The following is a 19,106-nucleotide window of genomic DNA, read 5'->3' as shown; positions in this document are numbered from 1 at the left end:
CTTCAGAGGGAAGTAAAACCCCGTGTGCGCTCATTGCGCAAAATCACGGTAAATTGACTGAATTTCTTCCTGGAAGAAGCCGCGATAGAGCAGATAACGCTGCACTTTGGCTTTCTCTTTCCAGTCGGTTGGCAACGCATCGCCAAATTTTCGCTGCGCCACCTGTTTTGCCTGTTCGCACCAGTCGATATCGCAATCCGCCAGCGCGTCCTGCACCAGCGCTTTGTCGACGCCCTTTTGCATCAGTTCGCTGCGGATGCGCTGCGCACCGTAACCTTTACGGCTGCGGCTGCCGATGTAGCTGTGAGCGAAACGCTTATCGTCCAGCCAGTTATGCTGGTAACAGTAGGCGATAACCTGCTCGATCAGCGCAGGATCCACCGGCTCTTCAACCACCGGCGGTGATGCCGGCGCATGTGGCCCCTTGCTGCCAAAACGGGCTTTCGCCACAAACGGCTGCGCCGCAAGTTTGCGGCGCAGTTCAGCTTCACTATGATCGCGTTGCGACAGCAGGCGCATGGCGCGGCTTAGCAAGTCATTCATCATTCAAGCCTGAATTTATGGGATATGCGCCACACGAACGGCAGCGCACATCTTCAGCGATTAGAACTGCTCGCTGGTTTCCGCTTCGTCGTCTTCGAAGTCGTCACCGGAAGCGGCCACCAGCTCACCGCCGCTGTGCAGCAGCAAATCGCGCAGCTTCTTATCCAGCTCGGCGGCGATAGCCGGGTTTTCTTTCAGGAAGTTACAGGCATTCGCCTTGCCCTGACCGATTTTCTCGCCGTTATAGCTGTACCAGGCGCCGGCTTTTTCGATCATCTTGTGCTTCACGCCCAGATCGACCAGCTCACCACGGCTGTTGATGCCTTCGCCGTACATGATTTGGAATTCAGCCTGTTTGAACGGCGCAGCGATTTTGTTCTTCACCACTTTCACGCGGGTTTCGCTGCCCACCACTTCGTCGCCCTCTTTGATGGCGCCGATGCGGCGGATATCCAGACGCACCGAAGCGTAGAACTTCAGGGCGTTACCGCCGGTCGTGGTTTCCGGGTTGCCGAACATCACGCCAATTTTCATACGGATCTGGTTGATGAAGATCAGCAGGGTATTGGCGTTTTTCAAGTTGCCAGCCAGCTTACGCATCGCCTGGCTCATCATGCGCGCCGCCAGACCCATGTGCGAATCGCCGATTTCACCTTCGATTTCCGCCTTCGGCGTCAGCGCCGCCACGGAGTCGACGATGATGACGTCAACCGCGCCGGAGCGGGTCAGCGCATCACAGATTTCCAGCGCCTGCTCGCCGGTGTCCGGCTGGGAGCACAGCAGGTTGTCGATATCGACGCCCAGCTTTTTCGCATAGATAGGATCCAGCGCGTGCTCGGCGTCGATGAACGCACAGGTTTTGCCTTCGCGCTGCGCAGCGGCGATCACCTGCAGCGTCAGGGTGGTTTTACCGGAGGATTCCGGGCCGTAGATTTCGACGATGCGGCCCATCGGCAGGCCGCCGGCGCCCAGAGCGATATCGAGTGACAGTGAGCCGGTGGAGATCGTTTCCACGTCCATGGAGCGGTCTTCACCCAGGCGCATGATGGAGCCTTTGCCGAACTGTTTCTCAATCTGGCCCAGTGCCGCAGCTAACGCCTTTTGCTTGTTCTCATCAATAGCCATTTTTGCTCCTTCGTTTCGCAATGCCGGTGTTACCCCACACTGCCACTGAATGTATGTTGTGCAGGAAATGTCACTAATTATACTGTATGGTCATACAGTATCAAGCCTAATTTACAAAAATTCGTCGATGGCGGTTTGCAGCGCGAAAATCGTCGCCTGCAGCCGCACCGCATCGCGATCGCCCTCGAATTGCATCTTGCGCGACAGCCCCCGGCCATCGCTGCCGGCGAAGCCGAACCACACGGTGCCGACCGGCTTTTCCGCGCTGCCGCCGTCCGGGCCGGCGATGCCGCTTACCGAGAGCGCCAGATCGGCCCGCGCCGCACGCAGCGCCCCTATCGCCATCTCGCGCACCACCTCTTCGCTGACCGCGCCGTGCGCCGCCAACGTGGCTTCGCTCACCCCCAGCAGGTCGTGCTTCGCCGCATTGCTGTAGGTGACGAAACCGCGATCGAAATAGGCGGAACTCCCCGCGATATCGGTAATGGCCTTGGCGATGCCGCCGCCGGTGCAGGATTCCGCGCAGGTGATCCAGCGGCCCTGAGCCTTCAGTTTTTCCCCCGCCAGCACGCTGAGCCGGCGCAGTTGGTTTTCACTCATAACCCCTCCCTCGCGAATTCAGGTATATGCGCCCGATAGTAGCATTTATCAAGGCGGCGCGACGTCTGGCGCGCAGAAATGCGCAGCGCCTCGCAGGAGGTGCGGTTTTAAGCGCCCGGCCAAGCTGCTAGTATCAAAAGAAGCGCCCCAGCGAGCGGCGGCGCACCAGCACAAGGAACATCACGGAGGCGGCACGCTGCGGCGGCGGCCTCAGGGCGCACCAGAAGAGATTAGGACGATAGCGTGAAAAAAACGTTGGGCGTATTCTTGCCGTTGTACACCACCACCCTGCTGCTGCTGTTGGGCTCGGGCCTGCTCACCACCTACGTCTCGCTGCGGCTGGCCTCCATCCACGTCAGCAGCGCGCTGATCGGCGCCATCATCGCCGCCAACTACATCGGGTTGGTGATCGGCGGTAAGGTCGGCCACTTTCTCATCGCCCGCGTCGGGCATATCCGCGCCTACGTGGCCTGCGCCGGCATCATTACCGCCGCGGTGCTGGGGCACGGCCTGACGGCGTTCATTCCCGCCTGGGTTGCGCTGCGCCTGGTGATCGGGCTGTGCATGATGTGTCAGTTCATGGTGCTGGAAAGCTGGCTGAACGACCAGGCGGAATCCAACCAGCGCGGCATGGTGTTCGGTTTCTATATGGCGGCGACCTATCTCGGCATGTCGCTGGGCCAGATCGTGCTGATGCTGCAAAGCAATCTGGGCATCGCCACGCTGCTGGTGATCGCACTGTGCTTCGCGCTCTGCCTGGTGCCGATCGCTCTCACCACCCGCACCAATGCGCGCCACATGTCGCCGGCGCCGATGGAACTGCGTTACTTTATCGGCGCTATTCCCAAGGTGCTGGCCACCACGCTGGTGATCGGCATGGTGGTAGGTTCGTTTTACGGCCTGGCGCCGGTCTACGCCAGCCTGCAATCCTTAACCACGCAGCAAACCGGCCTGTTCATGGCGCTGGCCATCTTCGCCGGGCTGGTGGCGCAATTCCCGCTCAGTTGGCTGTCGGATCGCTATAACCGCCCCTTGCTGATGCGCCTCAACGCCATTTTTCTGATCGTGGCGGCGCTGCCGCTGGCGCTGCTGCCGCACATCGATTTCCCGCTGCTGCTGGCGGTGGGGTTCGTCGTCAGCATGCTGCAGTTTACGCTCTACCCGCTGGTGGTGGCATTGGCCAACGATCTGATCGAGCCGGAGCGCCGCGTCTCGCTGGCCGCCTGCCTGCTGATGGCGTTCGGCGTCGGCGCCAGCATCGGGCCGCTGGCGGTCGGCGCGCTGATCGAGCCGCTAGGCGGCAATATCCTGTACGCCTTCTTCGCCCTGTGCGGCGTGCTGCTGGCGGCCCTCAGCCGCACGGCGAAAGCGGAGGAGCCGCAACTGGCGCAGGACGCGCCGGTGCCGCACATTCCGCTGCCGGACAGCCTCGCCAGCTCGCCGCTGTCGCCGGCGCTCAATCCGACCTTTGATGAGCAGATCATTCACGACACCATGCCCCCGCCGGAAGCGGCGCCCGATGTCGACGAGCCGCAGCCTGAAGAACAGGAAACGGAGCACTTGCCTCAGGGCGCCGATCCGCAAGAGGACACCGGCCTGAAAAAGGCGCACGCCATGCTGTAAACGGCGCGGAGCTACAGATCCAGGAAAGAGCCCAGCAGAAAACCGCGTTCGGCGATCGCCGCTTTCAGCGTCGGCGCGGTCAACACATCCAGCTCGACGAGGCGCGGGTGGCAGTATTTGCTCTGCAGGATCGTCGCGTCGAGGAACGCCGGGTGGCACATCATTTCCAATGACTCGGCGCCCAGCTCGTCAGCGCGCGCCAACCGCTGCAGGAACAAGGCTTCGGAAATCGTTTCGCCGTAGAATCCCGCGTCAAACGCGTCGGTGCTGCAGGGCGTCTGCAACGCAATATCGCGCCGTTTCGCCTCTTCGCGATCGAGGCGCAGCGGCAGACCCTGCGCCTGCGCAAACGCCTCCACCAGCGGGTAAATCTGCGGCTGCATATGTACATGGTGGTGGCTGTCGATGTGCGTCGGCGGCCTGCCGAACAGCGTCACAAACCGCGTGAACTGGCGCTGCAGTTCCTCCTGGATCTCGTCCAGCTGCAGCTCGCCGGCCTCGGCGCGGCGCCACAGCCATTTACCCAATTCGCCATGCTCGTTGACCAGCGAAGGCATGGCGCCCAGCGGCCTGCCATGGGTCAAAACGAAATGCAGCCCGATCGGTAACCCCGGATATTGCCGGCTGAGCGCCGCCGCGTGCTGTGCGCCGCCGCCGTTCACCATCGCCGTGGTAGAGGAAACGACGCCATGCTGATACGCCTCGATAACACCGTAGTTTTGTCCCTTGCTCAGGCCGAAGTCATCGGCATTCACGATCAGTAGTTTTTCCATAGTGGCTCCTGCGGGATGAATTTTTGGCAAGGGAAGCCCGACCGACCGGCGCGGCATTCCCCTTCGCTAAGGTAAAAATCGAATGATTAACCGGCCGGCGGCCTGAAGCTCATCGGCATATCTGCGTTGATACTGATCGGGAGCGGCCCTAAAGAGGGCCGTAGCACTTTTTTCGGTAGTTGCCTGGGGTCACATCGGTGAGCCGCTTGAAGTTTTTAATGAACAGGCTGACATCGCCATAGCCGGAATCGAAGGCGATATCGGAAACCGAATAGTTGGTGACCTCCAGCTGCGTCTTGGCGAAGTTGATGCGGATCTCATTGATCACCTGCATCGGCGTCTTGTGGTAGTAACGCCGCATCGCCCGGGTCAGATACTCCTGGGTTTTCCCCGACAGCGCCACCATGTTAGCCAACGCCCTTTCGCCGAACATCGCCTTGTCATGCATGCCGGCCAGGGTGTTCTTCAGCCACTGCGGGATATCATCGCCGCCGTCGTTTTCTTCTTTATGGTGACGAATACGGCTGATCACATAGAAGGTCAGCGTTTCGAGAAATTCGGCGAAGTCGTCCTCGCGAAACTGCGGCGAACTCACCACCGATTCGATATAGGCCAAAAACTCGTTTCTCAGGCTGTAGGCCTGCGAGGCGACGAAGCAGCGCGGCAGCTGCTGCAAATAGTGCTCTTCAAAGAACGCTTTGCTGACCGCCACGTTGAAGATTTTCGTCGCGCCGAACTCGTAAAAGCTCTGGTGGTAGGAGCCGATGGGGATAAAGACGAAATCCCCGCGCTCCAGCAGCACCCGCTTGCCGTTGATCTCCTGATAGCATTTGCCGCTCAGCACGATGGTGAACTCGTAATAGTCGTGCTGATGCAGCCCGGTGGCGCTTTCCACCTTGTTGTAGATAAACAGGTGAAAATCTTTGCAGTTAAAAAAATCCTGCTCGCGAATCAGCTTCACGTCGTTGGCACTCAGCGAAATTCGGTTGTCGGACACGGCGCCAGCCTCCCGTTAGTCAAATCCGTTGCGTCTGGCCGCCTCGGCAAACCAGTAGCCGCTTTTCTTGATGGTGCGGCGCTGATCCGCCCGATCCAGCCGCACCAGCCCATAACGATTCTTGTAGGCGTTCAGCCAGGACCAGCAGTCGATAAAGGTCCACAGATGATAGCCTTTGCACTGCGAGCCTTCCGCCAGCGCGCGGTGCAGCCACTTCAGGTGCTCGCGAATAAAGTCGATGCGGTAATCGTCCTCCACCCGCCCATTGGCGCCGATAAACGCCTCTTCGCCCTCAACGCCCATGCCGTTTTCCGAAATATAACAAGGCAGGTTGCCGTAGTTCTCTTTCAGATCCATCAGGATGTCGTACAGCCCCTTTTCGTAGATCTCCCAGCCGCGGTGCGGATTGATTTTGCGGCCCGGCATTGCATAGTAACTGAACAAATCCTCCGGCGATGCGATCGGCCCCTCGGCACGACGCCCCTCTTTCGCCTGCACCCTGCGCGGCTGGTAATAGTTGACGCCGAGGATGTCCACCACGCCGCCTTCAATCAGCTGCGCATCCTGCGGCTCGCAGTGGGGCATCAGCCCATGCCGCTCCAGCAGCTGCAGCAACGCCACCGGATAACGTCCTTTGGCGACCGGATCGAGGAAACTGCGGTTGAACAGCAGATCGGCGTCGTGCGCGGCCTGCCGATCCTCCGGCGCGTCGGAACGCGGATAGGTCGGGCTCAGATTCAGAATGATGCCGATGCTCCCCGGCAGCTCCCGCGCTCTGAAACGCTGCACCGCCATGGCGTGCGCCAGTACGCTGTGATACGCCACGGTGACCGCCCGTTTGAAGTCCACCACGCAAGGGTAATGCAGGTCATTCAGGTAACCGGCCTCCACCGGCACGATCGGCTCGTTGAAGGTGAACCAGTGGGTGACCCGATCGCCAAACAGGCCGAAGCAGATATCGGCGTAACGCGCATAGGCTTCGACCACCGCCCGGCTTTCCCAGCCGCCGCGCTGCTGCATGCACAGCGGCATATCGAAGTGGTAGAGATTGATAAACGGGGTGATGCCCTGCGCCAGCAGCTCGTCGATCATCGCGTTATAGAACGCCACCGCCTGCGGGTTCACCTCGCCGTCACCGTCCGGGATCAGCCGCGACCACGAGATAGACGTTCTGAAGGTATTGTGGCCCAGCGTTTTGAGCAGCCCGATATCGGCGCGGAAATGGTCGTAAAAGGTCGAGGCCTCGGCCGGCCCCACCCGATCGTGAAAGCGCTCGGGCGCGATCTCGAACCAATAGTCGAAGATGTTGCGGCTCTTGCCGTCGCGCGCGGCCGCCCCTTCAGACTGCGGCGCGGAGGTGGCGCTCCCCCACCAGAACCCGTCGGCAAATTGATATTCCATACTCGCGTCCCTCGCAGGGCGGCCGCGCCGCCCCGTTCCACAGTTAGAATTTCAGCGCCTTGGCGATGTCTTCTTCGCTTTCCGTCGCCGCGTCGATCTGGCTCTGCGCCTTGTTGGAGATCGCCACGAACGGCAGATAAATCACGGTGGCGACCGCCAGGTTAAACAGGCTCAACAACATGGCCATGATGCTGCCGTTGGTGTTGAAGAACGCCCCCAGGCCGACCGGCATGGTCCAGGGCGCGATGTTGGTGATAGGCGGGATCAGCCCGGAGTAATAAGCCAGCGAGGTGATAATGGTCAGCACCGGCTGCACCAGGATGAACGGAATGAACATCACCGGGTTCATGATCACCGGCAGGCCGAACAGAATCGGTTCGTTGATCTGAAAAATGCCGGACGGCGTCGCCAGCTTGGCGACCTGGCGGTAATCCTCGCGGCGCGAGGCGATGAAGATGGCGATGATCAGGCCCAGCGTCGAGCCGGTGCCGCCGAGGTAAATGTAGGAGTCGACGAACGGCTTCGCCCACATGTGGAACTCTTTCCCGGCGGCCACCGCCGCTTCGACCGAACCGTATTTGTTGTACAGCTCCACGTTTTCCAGCGCGAACGGCGTCATGATGCCGCTGTCCAGCGCCGCCAGCGCCATGGAGCCGTGCACCCCAAAGAACCACAGCAGCGAGGAGAACAGCACGTACACCCAGCCCACCACGCTGCCCATCTTGGCCAGCGGTGCCGAAATGCCGTCCATGATGATCTGGTGGAAGTTGGTGCCCCAGTGCGCCAGCGCGAACGCCACCAGCCCCATGATGGAGAGGATGATGAAACCGGGGATCAGCGCCGAGAAGGAGCGCGACACCGAAGCCGGCACGCTGTCCGGCAGGCTGATCACCCAGTTGCGCCGCACGATGAAAGCAAACATCTCGGCCACCACCAGCCCGATCACCATACCGGAAATGATGTTGGCGCCGCCCAGCCAGTTGGCGCCCACCGCATAGGCCTCGCCGACGTTGAACGGTGTGACGGTCATAAAAGCAGCCACCGCCAGCAGCGCCGAGGCGAGCGGATCGACCTTGCGCTCTTCGGCCAACGCCATGCTGATAAAGAACGGCGTCATCAGGGACATGATCCCCAGCGTGCCGTTGTACACGCTGCCGCCAATGCTCTTCAGGCTATTGAGCGTCTCGAGGGTGGAGGCGTCCAGGCGCACGCCCAGCGAATAGAAAAACGATCCTTCGCCGAAGCTCAGGAACACGTTGTTGATCAACACGAACATCGCCCCGGTCAAGGTCAGCGGCATCAGGCGGATAAAGCCGTTCTTGATGGCGTTGACGTGGGGCTGCTTGCCGATTTTTACGGCGAAAGGCAGGATAACCTTCTCGAGCGAGGCAATGAGGGTATTCACGGCGGCCTCCTGTTATTGGTTGGCTTTCTTGATGGCGGCCACCGCGGCCTTCAGCACGCCCAGCCCATCGACCTTGCCGTACAGCAGCGGATCGATGACTTCAACGGGTTTGTTGGGCAGCTGTTTTTGCACTTCCGGCAAGGTGTAGGCAATCTGCGGCCCCAGCAGGATCAGATCCGCTTCAACGCCTTTCTCCGCAGCCAGCGCTTCCGGGTAGGCGGCGATGATCACCGGCACTTCGTATTTCTCGGCCTGCGCCTTCATTTTTGAAACCAACAGGGAAGTGGACATACCGGCAGAACAAAACAGATAGATTTTTTTCTTTTCCATACCAAGCACCTCAGATAATCAAAAAAACCCTGTGTTATTTGTATGCCAGATGCAATCACGATTGCTTCACGCACATTCCTTATGAAAATTTCCGTCACGTTGCCCTGGTTGCAGACAGTATACGGAGCATGAAAACGGATCGGTAAGCCAGGGGGGAGAATAACCGTCTCTCCTTGACCTGATGGCTTGACCCCCTTCACATTTCGCATAAAAAAATAGTGTGACCGGGCTCTCAAATAACCGATGTAAACTCAGAATATTCGCAATAAATACTAAAATAACAATTATAAACAGATAGTTATAAACACACCGAGAATTTAAGGATTTATTTGCGCCTGAACAAACGAAAAGGGAATAAAAATAGTTCAAGCTTGATTCGCCTGCTGCTCTCCGAACGCGATGGCAGGCGAAGAGGATTAGGTGGGCAGACGCAGCAACTCGATCACCGTGGCCAGCGCCACGGAATGGTTCCTGCGGTTGGGGTAATAGAGGTAAAAACCGGGAAACGGCGCGCACCAGTCGGCCAACACTCGCCGCAGCCGCCCGCTCGCGAGGTGTTCTTCCACCTCCTGTTCAATGGCGAAGGCGATGCCGACGTGCGCCAGCGCCGCCTGCAGCAGCAGCCTCGCGTCATCCACGATCAGCGGGCTGTTGACCGCCACGGAAAATCGCTGCTCGCCCTGCTGAAATGCCCATTTGTAGCGCTCGCCCGAAGAGGCCTTGCGCCAACCGATGCAGCGGTGCTGCAGCAAATCCTGCGGGTGCGTCGGTTCGCCGTGCCGTTGAAAATAGTCCGGCGTGGCGACGATGGCAAAACGCAGATCCGGCGTCAGACGCACCGCGCGCATATCGTTGTGCAGATCCTCGCCGAGCCGAATACCGGCGTCAAAGCCTTGCTCGACGATGTTGGCGAACCCTTCGTCCGCCACCACCTCCAGCGTAATGCCGGGATATTCGCTGGCCAACCGCCCCAGATGCGGCACGATGGCGAGATCGATCGCCGAACGCGGCGCGTTGATGCGCACCAGGCCGCGCGGCCCTTCGCGAAACGCATTCAGGCTCTCCAGCGCGGCGTCGATGTCGGTAAAGGCCGGCACCAGCTGTGCCAACAGATGCTCACCGGCCTCCGTCGGCGAAACGTTGCGGGTGGTGCGGTTCAGCAGGCGAATGCCCACCTGCGCTTCCAGTTCGCGCAGGGTGTGGGTCAGCGTCGGCGGCGTCACGCCCAATCGGGCGGCGGCGCGGCGGAAGCTGCGTTCACTGGCGATAGCCACGAAGGCCGCCAGGCCGGACAATTCGGGTTTCTTCATGCTATTAATATAAATTATCTAATAGTGAGATGAATTTTTAGCGGATAGTTATCCGTTATCTAACAACATAGCATTACGATCGAACCCATTACCAGGTATCGATGCGATGATTAATGCTACAGCTCCAACTCATGAAACGCCGCGCCGTCTGGCGGACAAAGTCGTGCTGGTGAGCGGCGGCGGCACAGGCATCGGCCGCGCCGCCGCGCTGGCCTATGCCCGCGAAGGCGCCAAAGTGGCGCTGGCCGGCCGACGCGCGGCGGAAATCGAAGCCACGGCGCGCGACATCGCGCTGGCTGGCGGCGACGCCCTGCCCATCGTGGCCGACGTCTCCCAGGAAGACGATATCCGTAGGCTGCTCGCCACGGTGACCGCCCACTACGGCCGGCTCGACGTCGCCTTCAACAACGCCGGCATCATCGGCAACTTCGCTCCCATCACCGAACAGAGCAGCGAAGATTTTGACCGGGTGATCGCCATTAACCTCAGAGGCGTCTGGCTGGCGATGAAATACGAGATTGAAACCTTCCTGGCTCAGCGCTCGGGCGGCGTGATCGTTAACACTTCCTCCTGGCTGACCCACGGCGCGCTGGCCGGTTCATCCAGCTACTCCGCCAGCAAAGGCGCGCTCGATGCGATGATCCGCGCGGTGGCGCTCGAATACAGCGGCCAGGGCATCCGCGTCAACAACATCAACCCCGGCATCATCGACACGCCGATGGCGCGCGGCAGCGTGGCCGACAGCGCGGCGTTCGCGCCCTTTATCGCCCACACGCCCGCCGGCCGCCTGGGCGAATCGGAAGACATCGGCGATGTGGCGCTGTGGCTGGCGACGGACGAAGCCCGCTTCATCACCGGCCAAAGCCTGCTGGTGGACGGCGGTTACACCATCGCCGGCATGCGCTGAGGAGACGACGTCATGAACTACGTTCGGCTTGGCGACAGCGGCCTGAAGGTGTCCCGCCTCTGCCTGGGCGGCATGACCTACGGCGATCCGGCCTGGCGCCCCTGGGTGCTGAAGGAGGATGAAGCGCGCCCCTTTATCCGCGAAGCGCTGGAAGCGGGCATCAACTTTTTCGATACCGCCAACATTTACTCCGGCGGAGAAAGCGAACGCATTCTCGGCCGCGCGCTGAAGGCGTTCGCCCGTCGAGAAGACGTGGTGATCGCCACCAAGGCCTACTTTCCGATGGACGCGCAGCCGAACAGCCGGGGGCTGTCGCGCAAGCACCTGCTGCACAGCATTGACGCCTCCTTGCAGCGGCTGGGAACGGATTACCTCGATCTGTTCGTGCTGCACCGCTTCGACACCGAAACGCCGATCGAAGAAACTGCCGACACCCTCGACGGCCTGGTGCGGGCGGGCAAGATCCGCTATCTCGGCGCGTCTTCACTGCACGCCTGGCGCCTGATGAAAATGCTGGCCTTTCAACGTCAGCACCGCCTGGCGCCGTTTATTTCGTTGCAAAGCCAATACAACCTGGTGACGCGTGAAGACGAAGAGGAACTGATCCCGCTGTGCCTGGAGGAAGGTCTTGGCCTGACGCCCTGGTCGCCGCTGGCCCGCGGCGTGCTGGCCGGCTCCGGCAGTGGCGGCACGCTGCGCGCCGCCACCGACGAGCAGGCCCCCCGTTGGTACGGCGGCAGAAACGAGGTCGAACGCACCGTCGCTGCGGTAGCGGAGGTGGCGGCCGCGCGCGGCGTTCCCCCGGCGCAGATTGCGCTGGCCTGGCTGTTGGCCAAACCCGGCGTGGCATCGCCGCTGGTGGGCATGTCCAAGCCACACCATCTGCAGGATGCGCTGGCGGCGCTCGACCTCAGGCTATCGCAAGAAGACGTGGCCGCGCTGGAGGCGCCAATGGCGCACGCTGCCCGCCCCGAGCGCTGGTAGCCCCTTTTCCTTCATTCCAGGAGAAAGACATGGCATACGTTGTGACCGCGCGAGCGGCGTTATTCACCCTCGCTACTGCACTCACCCTTAGCGCGCCGGCGCAGGCCGCCGTCGATGCACACTGTACAGAAAGCAGCATGACGCTGCCGCCCGGCGCGCTTTACCCCAACGGCATCGCCCGCGCGGCGGACGGCACGCTGTATGTCGGCCTGATCACCAGCGGCAACGTGCTGCGCAAACGGCCTGGTAAAGCGTGGGAAATCTTTTTCCCCGGCGCTGACACGGTGTTCGCCTCAAACGCGCTGCGGCTGGACGAACGGCGCGGGCTGCTGTGGGGCAATTCGCCGGACTTCCTCTCCGGCGGCAAAACGCGCGCCAACCGCATCTACGCGCTGAACGTCGCGGATGGCACGCTCAACCGCAGCCTGGCGCTGCCGGCGGGAGAAATGGGCAACGATATCGTGCTCGGCGCAGACGGTACGGTATACGTGACGGAAACCCGCGGCGGCGGCATCCTGCGCCTGCGGCCGGGCGAAGCGGCATTCAGTACGCTGTATCAGGATCCACGCTTAGCGGCCCCTAGCGGGCTGGGCGCCGCCGGGATCGTGCTGCTCGACGACCGGCTGCTGGCTGTCGCCAATTTCGGCACCGGTAAGCTCTACACCCTCAGCTATAACGATCCAAAGCCGCAGTTGACGGAAATGCAGCTGCCGCGCCTGATTGAAAACCCGGACGGGATGGGGTTGGCACCGGACGGCGCGCTGATCGTGCTGGAAAACGGGATCCAGAGCGGCCAGGGGCGGATCCTGCGGATCCCGTCTCCCAAGGCGGCAGGCATGCACCGGATTGAGGTCTTGCGCGAAGGCATGGAATCGCCGGTCAATCTGACTATCACCCCACAAGGCTGCGCCTTCGTCAGCGAATCGCGCATTCGCCACCGCCTGCTGCCCGGCCATGAATCCGAAGTGCCCGACAGCTTCCGTCTCTATCAACTGCCCCTGCCCCTCACCGCCGCGCAATAAACTCCACGCCGCCTCAGCGGGCGGCGACTTGCGTTGTACCGTTAACATCCAATGAATTGAAAATCTTTATTTCGATGGTATTAATCAGAACTATGATTAATTCTAACTTAATAGACTGATTTTAATTAAATTGTTCCACTACACATCGCTGATTATACTTGCCTTATCCCCCACCTTATTATCATCGAGCGTATTCATGAGCCGATACCATGTTTCCAGCAGCGAAGGTCAATATGAGAAAGAATCCGGCGAGCAAGTTCTAGCCAATAAGCTGGGCATCACCGATAGCGACGAACTCGACGGCGCCGAGTTGGTGTTGCTGGAGCAGCTCTACCGTTCCGTTTTCGAACAGCACTTTCCATTAGGAAGAATCACCGTCGAGATGCTTAAGGGATGGCATCACCGCTGGTTAGGCAATATTTATGCGTGGGCTGGACAAGCAAGAGCCGTCAATATCAGCAAAGGAGGCTTCATGTTTGCCCCTTCGACGCGATTGCCCAAACTACTGGACGATTTCGAAGTGAAATACCTGGCAAGTTACACACCTTGCTCAGACATGAGCGAAGAACAGCTGATAGAAGCGATCGCGATAATCCATGTTGAACTGATACTCATACACCCTTTTAGAGAAGGGAATGGCCGTTTGTCACGGCTGTTGGCCGATGTGATGGCGGTTCAGGGTGGGCATAAACCGTTGGATTATCAAAGCTGGGAACAAAACAGAGCCCAATATATCTCGTCTATTCACTCGGGTATGAACATGAACTACGAGCCGATGAAACACTGGGTCAACCAAGCACTAAGAAAGTATTAGGCAAGGCGCAGATGAGCGAATTTTTTACGCACTTCTTCTAAAGAAGCTTCAATTCTGGCTGAAGGTTGACCTGTTTCAACCGCCGTTGATGTCGCCACTGAGCGGGCAATGTCCGTACGAGATGGCTTAACATAACCCACCGGCACTTTTTTAGTATTACTCATGACGCCCCCCGATCAGAAAATTCATTGATGAGATTATATCAAGGATTGTACATAACTTCATGCCCCTCACCGCCGCGCAATAAACTCCACGCCGCCTCAACGGGCGGCGACTTGCGTTGTTGCCCGCAGGCGAACGACAATCTCGCTTCGTTACAACTCCTCCTTGCGCAGCGCTTCCCATTTTTACCTGTGACAGCCGATTGCCCGCTGGGCTAGTATAAGCGTCTGTGCAAACCTCGGGTTTGAGCGCGCCGTTTGGCGTTTTGATGATTTGATTTGCGCCGCCCGCCAAGCGCTGAATGGGGCGGCGCCTGCTGAAACAATGTGATAGCGAATGACGACAATGAAAATCACAGTTCCCTTTACATTCAATGGATTGGAAAAATAATCGCATGAATAGCACCGATAAACTCGATTCGCATACGCCGATGATGCAGCAGTACCTGCGCCTCAAGGCCCAGCATCCTGAAATCCTGCTGTTTTACCGCATGGGCGACTTCTACGAGCTGTTTTACGACGACGCCAAGCGCGCTTCCCAGCTGCTGGATATCTCGCTGACCAAACGCGGCGCCTCGGCGGGTGAACCGATCCCGATGGCCGGCGTGCCGCACCACGCGGTAGAGAACTACCTGGCCAAGCTGGTGCAGCTCGGCGAGTCCGTCGCCATCTGCGAGCAGATCGGCGATCCGGCCACCAGTAAAGGGCCGGTCGAGCGCAAAGTGGTGCGTATCGTCACGCCCGGCACCATCACCGACGAAGCGCTGCTGCAAGAGCGCCAGGACAACCTGCTGGCGGCGATCTGGCAGGACGCGCGCGGCTTCGGCTACGCCACGCTGGACGTGAGCTCCGGCCGCTTTCGCGTCGCCGAGCCGCAGGATCTGGAAACCATGGCCGCCGAGCTGCAGCGCACCAATCCGGCCGAGCTGCTCTACCCGGAAACCTTCGAACAAATGGCGCTGATCGAACAGCGCCACGGCCTGCGCCGCCGCCCGCTGTGGGAATTCGAGCTTGAGACCGCGCGTCAGCAGCTCAACCTGCAGTTCGGCACCCGCGATTTGACCGGTTTCGGCGTCGAACAGGCGCACCAGGCGCTGCGCGCCGCCGGCTGCCTGCTGCAGTACGTCAAAGATACTCAGCGCACTTCGCTGCCGCACATTCGCGGCATCACCATGGAGCGCCAGCAGGACGGCATCATCATGGACGCCGCCACCCGCCGCAACCTGGAACTGACGCAGAGCCTGTCCGGCGGCAGCGACAACACGCTGGCGGCGATCCTCGATCGCACGGTCACGCCGATGGGCAGCCGCATGCTGAAACGCTGGCTGCACATGCCGACCCGCGATATCAAGGTTCTCACCGCCCGCCAACAGGCGATCGGCGCATTGCAGGAGCTGTTCACCGATCTGCAGCCTTCACTGCGTCAGGTGGGCGATCAGGAGCGAATTTTGGCGCGTCTGGCGCTGCGCACCGCCCGGCCGCGCGATCTGGCGCGCATGCGCCATGCTTTCCAGCAACTGCCCGACATTCGCGCGCTGCTGCAAGATGTGGATACCCCGCACGTGCAGCAGCTGCTGTCTCAGGTGGGCCAGTTCGACGAGCTGCGCGAGCTGCTGGAGCGCGCGGTCATTGAATCCCCGCCGGTGCTGGTGCGCGACGGCGGCGTGATCGCCCCCGGTTACAACAGCGAGCTGGACGAGTGGCGCGCACTGGCCGACGGCGCCAGCGATTACCTCGATCGGCTGGAGATCCGCGAGCGTGAAAAGCTGGGGCTGGATACGCTCAAGGTCGGCTTCAACGGCGTACACGGCTACTACATTCAGGTCAGCCGCGGCCAAAGCCACCTGGTGCCGATCCACTATGTGCGCCGTCAGACGCTGAAAAACGCCGAGCGCTACATCATCCCGGAATTGAAAGAGTACGAAGACAAAGTGCTCACCTCCAAGGGCAAGGCGCTGGCGATCGAGAAAAGCCTGTACGACGAGCTGTTCGATCTGCTGCTGCCGCACCTGGCGGAGCTGCAGCAAAGCGCCGCCGCACTGGCCGAGCTGGACGTGCTGGCCAACCTGGCCGAGCGCGCCGATACCCTGAACTACGCTTGCCCGACCATGAGCGAGCAGCCGGGGATCCGCATTACCGAAGGCCGTCACCCGGTGGTGGAGCAGGTGCTGAGCGAGCCGTTTATCTCCAACCCGCTCACCCTGTCGCCACAGCGCCGTATGCTGATCATTACCGGCCCGAACATGGGCGGTAAAAGCACTTATATGCGGCAAACGGCGCTGATCGTGCTGATGGCGCACATCGGCAGTTACGTGCCGGCCACCAAGGCCACCATCGGCCCGGTGGATCGCATCTTCACCCGCGTCGGCGCGGCGGACGATCTGGCTTCCGGCCGCTCCACCTTCATGGTGGAGATGACCGAAACCGCCAACATCCTGCACAACGCCACCGAGCACAGTCTGGTGTTGATGGATGAAATCGGCCGCGGCACCTCCACCTACGACGGCCTGTCGCTGGCCTGGGCCTGCGCCGAGAACCTGGCCAACCGCATCAAGGCGATGACGCTGTTCGCCACCCACTACTTCGAGCTGACGACCCTGCCGGAGAAAATGGAAGGCGTGGTTAACGTGCATCTGGACGCGCTCGAACATGGCGATACCATCGCCTTCATGCACAGCGTGCAGGACGGTGCCGCCAGCAAAAGCTATGGCCTGGCGGTCGCCGCATTGGCCGGCGTACCGCGCGACGTCATCAAGCGCGCCCGCCAGAAGCTGCGCGAGCTGGAGTCTATCTCCAGCCACACCGCCTCGGGCAGCGTCGATGCCACCCAGATGACGCTGCTGCAGGAAGAAACCTCGCCGGCGGTTGAAGCCCTGGAAGCGCTGGATCCGGATTCCCTGTCGCCGCGCCAGGCGCTGGAATGGATCTACCGGCTGAAAAATATGGTGTAGTCTGGCGCCAAACGCGGGCATAAAAAAACGGTGAGCATGACGCTCACCGTTTTTATTTGATGCGGTTCAACAACCGGCGTTATTCGCGGAACAGCGCCTCAATGCTAAGGCCCTGCATCTGCAGAATCTCACGCAGACGGCGCAGACCTTCAACCTGAATCTGACGGACGCGCTCGCGCGTCAGGCCAATCTCCCGGCCTACGTCTTCCAGCGTCGCCGCTTCATAGCCCAGCAGGCCGAAACGACGCGCCAACACTTCACGCTGTTTGGCGTTCAGTTCGAACAGCCATTTGACGATGCTTTGCTTCATATCGTCGTCTTGCGTGGTGTCTTCAGGCCCGTTGTCCTTCTCGTCGGCCAGAATGTCCAGCAGCGCTTTCTCCGAATCCCCGCCCAGCGGCGTATCCACCGAGGTGATGCGCTCATTCAGACGCAGCATGCGGCTGACGTCATCCACCGGCTTGTCGAGTTGCTCGGCAATCTCTTCAGCGCTCGGTTCATGATCCAGCTTGTGGGAAAGCTCGCGCGCGGTGCGCAGATAGACATTCAGTTCTTTGACGATATGGATAGGCAAACGAATGGTACGGGTTTGGTTCATGATCGCCCGTTCAATCGTCTGACGGATCCACCAGGTTGCGTAAGTGGAGAAGCGGAAACCGCGTTCCGGGTCGAATTTTTCCACTGCGCGAATCAGACCGAGGTTACCCTCTTCGATCAGATCCAGCAGTGCCAGACCGCGGTTGCTGTAGCGGCGGGCGATTTTCACCACCAGCCGCAGGTTGCTTTCAATCATGCGGCGGCGGGACGGCACGTCACCGCGCAGAGCACGCCGCGCAAAATAGACTTCTTCCTCTGCGGTCAGCAGAGGTGAATAACCGATCTCACCCAGATAGAGCTGCGTCGCATCCAATACGCGTTGCGTAACGCCTTGAGACAACAGCTCTTCTTCCGCTAAATCGTTCTCGCTGGTCTCTTCTTCTACCAGCGCTTTTTCATCAAACGACTCGGCCTCAGCTCCATTCTCGTCGAAATCCGCATCATCATGTAACTCGTTAACTTTCAGCGTATTTTGGCTCATATGCTGCTCCTACCCGTGATACCGCGAGCAGAATCTCAGCGTATTCTGCCCAATCTATCGCTGCGGAAGATAACGCAGCGGGTTTACGGATTTCCCCTTGTAACGAATTTCAAAATGCAAACGTACTGAACTGGTACCGGTGCTACCCATGGTGGCTATTTTTTGACCCGCCTTCACTTCTTGTTGTTCCCGGACCAGCATTGTGTCGTTATGAGCGTAGGCGCTCAGGTAATCATCATTATGTTTGATGATGATTAGATTACCGTAACCCCGTAAAGCGTTGCCTGCATACACTACGCGGCCATCGGCGGTAGCGAAGATCGGCTGCCCACGGGAACCGGCGATATCGACACCCTTATTCCCACCTTCTGATGAGGAAAAGTTATCAATAACCTTACCGTCAGTCGGCCATCTCCAGGTACTGACCGGAGCGCTGTTGCTGACGGTGCTGCTCACTGGTGGAGCGGCTTCCGGCGCGGTAACAGGCGCAGCCGCGGTCCCAACCGCTGCGGCCCCTGCTGCAGGTAACATCTTACCTACATTCTGTTTACCCGAGTTTTCAGAATACGCGTTAGTTGATTGAGAATCAACCGTTGCCGTCTGGATCTGGGAGGTGGAAGGTGGCTTCGGAACGCCGCCTTGGGTCGCGTCAGTCGTCGCCAACATACCGCCGCCGCCGTTGGCGGAACCATTACCAAGCTGAATGGTTTGGCCAACATTCAGGCTGTATGGCTCGGGAATATTGTTGCGCTGCGCCAGGTCGCGGAAATCGTTGCCGGTGATCCAGGCAATATAAAACAGCGTGTCGCCGCGCTTGACCGTATAGGTGTCGCCGCCGCTGTAACTCCCTTTAGGAATGGCGTTATAACTGCGGTTATAAACAATGCGGCCCTCTGGACTGGCCTGCTGCGCCCCGCCATTATTATTGCCGGATGGAACGGCGCCGCCGCCACCCACGCTGCTGATAGGGGCCGACGTTGAGGCATTGTTCGTACAACCCGCCAACCACAAACTTACCATCGTACACACCGCAACCCGGCGTAACGTAATCATTGGGCTTCCCGTGCTCATGCTTCCCCCAT

At 60.0% G+C, this 19,106-nt stretch carries 18 protein-coding genes; 6 read left to right on the top strand and 12 right to left on the bottom strand.

Features of this window, described 5'->3' with window-relative positions; genetic code table 11:
• Positions 1 to 30 precede the first annotated feature (30 nt).
• The 3 genes from recX to pncC form a co-directional block, all read right to left on the bottom strand.
• A complete protein-coding gene (gene recX, locus SSARUM_RS03850) occupies positions 31 to 543 on the bottom strand; it encodes a recombination regulator RecX (RefSeq protein WP_033649272.1) in 513 nt (170 codons plus the stop codon).
• A gap of 60 nt (positions 544 to 603) precedes the next feature.
• Positions 604 to 1,668, bottom strand: coding sequence for a recombinase RecA (gene recA, locus SSARUM_RS03845; RefSeq protein WP_004932541.1), 1,065 nt, complete (start codon positions 1,666 to 1,668; stop codon positions 604 to 606).
• A gap of 111 nt (positions 1,669 to 1,779) precedes the next feature.
• On the bottom strand, positions 1,780 to 2,268 hold the full coding sequence (gene pncC, locus SSARUM_RS03840; protein ID WP_033649270.1) for a nicotinamide-nucleotide amidase: 489 nt from the start codon (positions 2,266 to 2,268) through the stop codon (positions 1,780 to 1,782).
• A gap of 243 nt (positions 2,269 to 2,511) precedes the next feature.
• Between pncC and SSARUM_RS03835 the strand changes: the two genes are divergently transcribed.
• A complete protein-coding gene (locus SSARUM_RS03835) occupies positions 2,512 to 3,891 on the top strand; it encodes an MFS transporter (RefSeq protein ID WP_033649269.1) in 1,380 nt (459 codons plus the stop codon).
• A gap of 11 nt (positions 3,892 to 3,902) precedes the next feature.
• On the opposite strand, the gene chbG is transcribed toward SSARUM_RS03835, so the two are convergent.
• The 6 genes from chbG to SSARUM_RS03805 form a co-directional block, all read right to left on the bottom strand.
• Positions 3,903 to 4,664, bottom strand: a complete 762-nt coding sequence (gene chbG, locus SSARUM_RS03830; RefSeq protein ID WP_043148122.1) for a chitin disaccharide deacetylase — start codon at positions 4,662 to 4,664, stop codon at positions 3,903 to 3,905.
• 148 nt (positions 4,665 to 4,812) lie between these two features.
• On the bottom strand, positions 4,813 to 5,661 hold the full coding sequence (gene chbR / locus SSARUM_RS03825; RefSeq protein ID WP_033637170.1) for a transcriptional regulator ChbR: 849 nt from the start codon (positions 5,659 to 5,661) through the stop codon (positions 4,813 to 4,815).
• A gap of 15 nt (positions 5,662 to 5,676) precedes the next feature.
• A complete protein-coding gene (locus tag SSARUM_RS03820; RefSeq protein ID WP_060419449.1) occupies positions 5,677 to 7,062 on the bottom strand; it encodes a glycoside hydrolase family 1 protein in 1,386 nt (461 codons plus the stop codon).
• Between the two features lie 43 nt (positions 7,063 to 7,105).
• On the bottom strand, positions 7,106 to 8,467 hold the full coding sequence (chbC, locus tag SSARUM_RS03815; protein WP_060430904.1) for a PTS N,N'-diacetylchitobiose transporter subunit IIC: 1,362 nt from the start codon (positions 8,465 to 8,467) through the stop codon (positions 7,106 to 7,108).
• Between the two features lie 12 nt (positions 8,468 to 8,479).
• On the bottom strand, positions 8,480 to 8,797 hold the full coding sequence (locus tag SSARUM_RS03810; protein WP_004932561.1) for a PTS sugar transporter subunit IIB: 318 nt from the start codon (positions 8,795 to 8,797) through the stop codon (positions 8,480 to 8,482).
• Between the two features lie 416 nt (positions 8,798 to 9,213).
• A complete protein-coding gene (locus SSARUM_RS03805) occupies positions 9,214 to 10,107 on the bottom strand; it encodes a LysR family transcriptional regulator (protein WP_047569268.1) in 894 nt (297 codons plus the stop codon).
• A gap of 169 nt (positions 10,108 to 10,276) precedes the next feature.
• Between SSARUM_RS03805 and SSARUM_RS03800 the strand changes: the two genes are divergently transcribed.
• From SSARUM_RS03800 to SSARUM_RS03785, 4 genes are all read left to right on the top strand, one after another.
• Complete coding sequence (locus SSARUM_RS03800; RefSeq protein WP_242454843.1) at positions 10,277 to 11,014, top strand: SDR family NAD(P)-dependent oxidoreductase; 738 nt, start codon at positions 10,277 to 10,279, stop codon at positions 11,012 to 11,014.
• Positions 11,015 to 11,026: 12 nt separating this feature from the next.
• On the top strand, positions 11,027 to 11,998 hold the full coding sequence (locus SSARUM_RS03795) for an aldo/keto reductase (protein ID WP_039568911.1): 972 nt from the start codon (positions 11,027 to 11,029) through the stop codon (positions 11,996 to 11,998).
• A 29-nt stretch (positions 11,999 to 12,027) separates the two neighbouring features.
• Complete coding sequence (locus SSARUM_RS03790) at positions 12,028 to 13,020, top strand: Vgb family protein (protein ID WP_048321285.1); 993 nt, start codon at positions 12,028 to 12,030, stop codon at positions 13,018 to 13,020.
• A 196-nt stretch (positions 13,021 to 13,216) separates the two neighbouring features.
• A complete protein-coding gene (locus SSARUM_RS03785) occupies positions 13,217 to 13,834 on the top strand; it encodes a Fic/DOC family protein (protein ID WP_033649260.1) in 618 nt (205 codons plus the stop codon).
• Here the strand turns inward: SSARUM_RS03785 and SSARUM_RS03780 are convergent.
• Positions 13,831 to 13,998 (bottom strand): hypothetical protein, encoded by a 168-nt coding sequence (locus SSARUM_RS03780; RefSeq protein ID WP_162846236.1) that lies wholly within the window; start codon positions 13,996 to 13,998, stop codon positions 13,831 to 13,833. The two genes, SSARUM_RS03785 and SSARUM_RS03780, sit on opposite strands and share 4 nt — an antisense overlap.
• A 392-nt stretch (positions 13,999 to 14,390) precedes the next feature.
• Between SSARUM_RS03780 and mutS the strand changes: the two genes are divergently transcribed.
• A complete protein-coding gene (mutS, locus tag SSARUM_RS03775; protein WP_060422784.1) occupies positions 14,391 to 16,946 on the top strand; it encodes a DNA mismatch repair protein MutS in 2,556 nt (851 codons plus the stop codon).
• Positions 16,947 to 17,025: 79 nt separating this feature from the next.
• Here the strand turns inward: mutS and rpoS are convergent, their stop codons facing one another.
• Both rpoS and nlpD read right to left on the bottom strand, forming a co-directional pair.
• The gene (rpoS, locus tag SSARUM_RS03770) at positions 17,026 to 18,024 is read right to left on the bottom strand and encodes an RNA polymerase sigma factor RpoS (RefSeq protein ID WP_004932578.1); all 999 of its coding nucleotides are present in this window, start codon (positions 18,022 to 18,024) and stop codon (positions 17,026 to 17,028) included.
• 54 nt (positions 18,025 to 18,078) lie between these two features.
• On the bottom strand, positions 18,079 to 19,077 hold the full coding sequence (gene nlpD, locus SSARUM_RS03765; protein WP_033649258.1) for a murein hydrolase activator NlpD: 999 nt from the start codon (positions 19,075 to 19,077) through the stop codon (positions 18,079 to 18,081).
• Positions 19,078 to 19,106: the final 29 nt, after the last annotated feature.

The organism is Serratia sarumanii (genome assembly GCF_029962605.1).
GTDB classification, from domain to species: domain Bacteria; phylum Pseudomonadota; class Gammaproteobacteria; order Enterobacterales; family Enterobacteriaceae; genus Serratia; species Serratia sarumanii.
The sequence above is the reverse complement of the archived record's forward strand: the minus strand, read 5'-3'. Positions and strand labels throughout refer to the sequence as shown.

Bases quoted from the DNA above. Each gene is read 5' to 3' on its own strand.
- recX (WP_033649272.1), bottom strand. From the start codon at position 543: ATGAATGACTTGCTAAGCCGCGCCATGCGCCTGCTGTCGCAACGCGAT.
- recA (WP_004932541.1), bottom strand. From the start codon at position 1,668: ATGGCTATTGATGAGAACAAGCAAAAGGCGTTAGCTGCGGCACTGGGC.
- pncC (WP_033649270.1), bottom strand. From the start codon at position 2,268: ATGAGTGAAAACCAACTGCGCCGGCTCAGCGTGCTGGCGGGGGAAAAA.
- chbG (WP_043148122.1), bottom strand. From the start codon at position 4,664: ATGGAAAAACTACTGATCGTGAATGCCGATGACTTCGGCCTGAGCAAG.
- SSARUM_RS03820 (WP_060419449.1), bottom strand. From the start codon at position 7,062: ATGGAATATCAATTTGCCGACGGGTTCTGGTGGGGGAGCGCCACCTCC.
- SSARUM_RS03810 (WP_004932561.1), bottom strand. From the start codon at position 8,797: ATGGAAAAGAAAAAAATCTATCTGTTTTGTTCTGCCGGTATGTCCACT.
- SSARUM_RS03805 (WP_047569268.1), bottom strand. From the start codon at position 10,107: ATGAAGAAACCCGAATTGTCCGGCCTGGCGGCCTTCGTGGCTATCGCC.
- SSARUM_RS03795 (WP_039568911.1), top strand. From the start codon at position 11,027: ATGAACTACGTTCGGCTTGGCGACAGCGGCCTGAAGGTGTCCCGCCTC.
- SSARUM_RS03790 (WP_048321285.1), top strand. From the start codon at position 12,028: ATGGCATACGTTGTGACCGCGCGAGCGGCGTTATTCACCCTCGCTACT.
- SSARUM_RS03785 (WP_033649260.1), top strand. From the start codon at position 13,217: ATGAGCCGATACCATGTTTCCAGCAGCGAAGGTCAATATGAGAAAGAA.
- SSARUM_RS03780 (WP_162846236.1), bottom strand. From the start codon at position 13,998: ATGAGTAATACTAAAAAAGTGCCGGTGGGTTATGTTAAGCCATCTCGT.
- mutS (WP_060422784.1), top strand. From the start codon at position 14,391: ATGAATAGCACCGATAAACTCGATTCGCATACGCCGATGATGCAGCAG.
- rpoS (WP_004932578.1), bottom strand. From the start codon at position 18,024: ATGAGCCAAAATACGCTGAAAGTTAACGAGTTACATGATGATGCGGAT.
- nlpD (WP_033649258.1), bottom strand. From the start codon at position 19,077: ATGATTACGTTACGCCGGGTTGCGGTGTGTACGATGGTAAGTTTGTGG.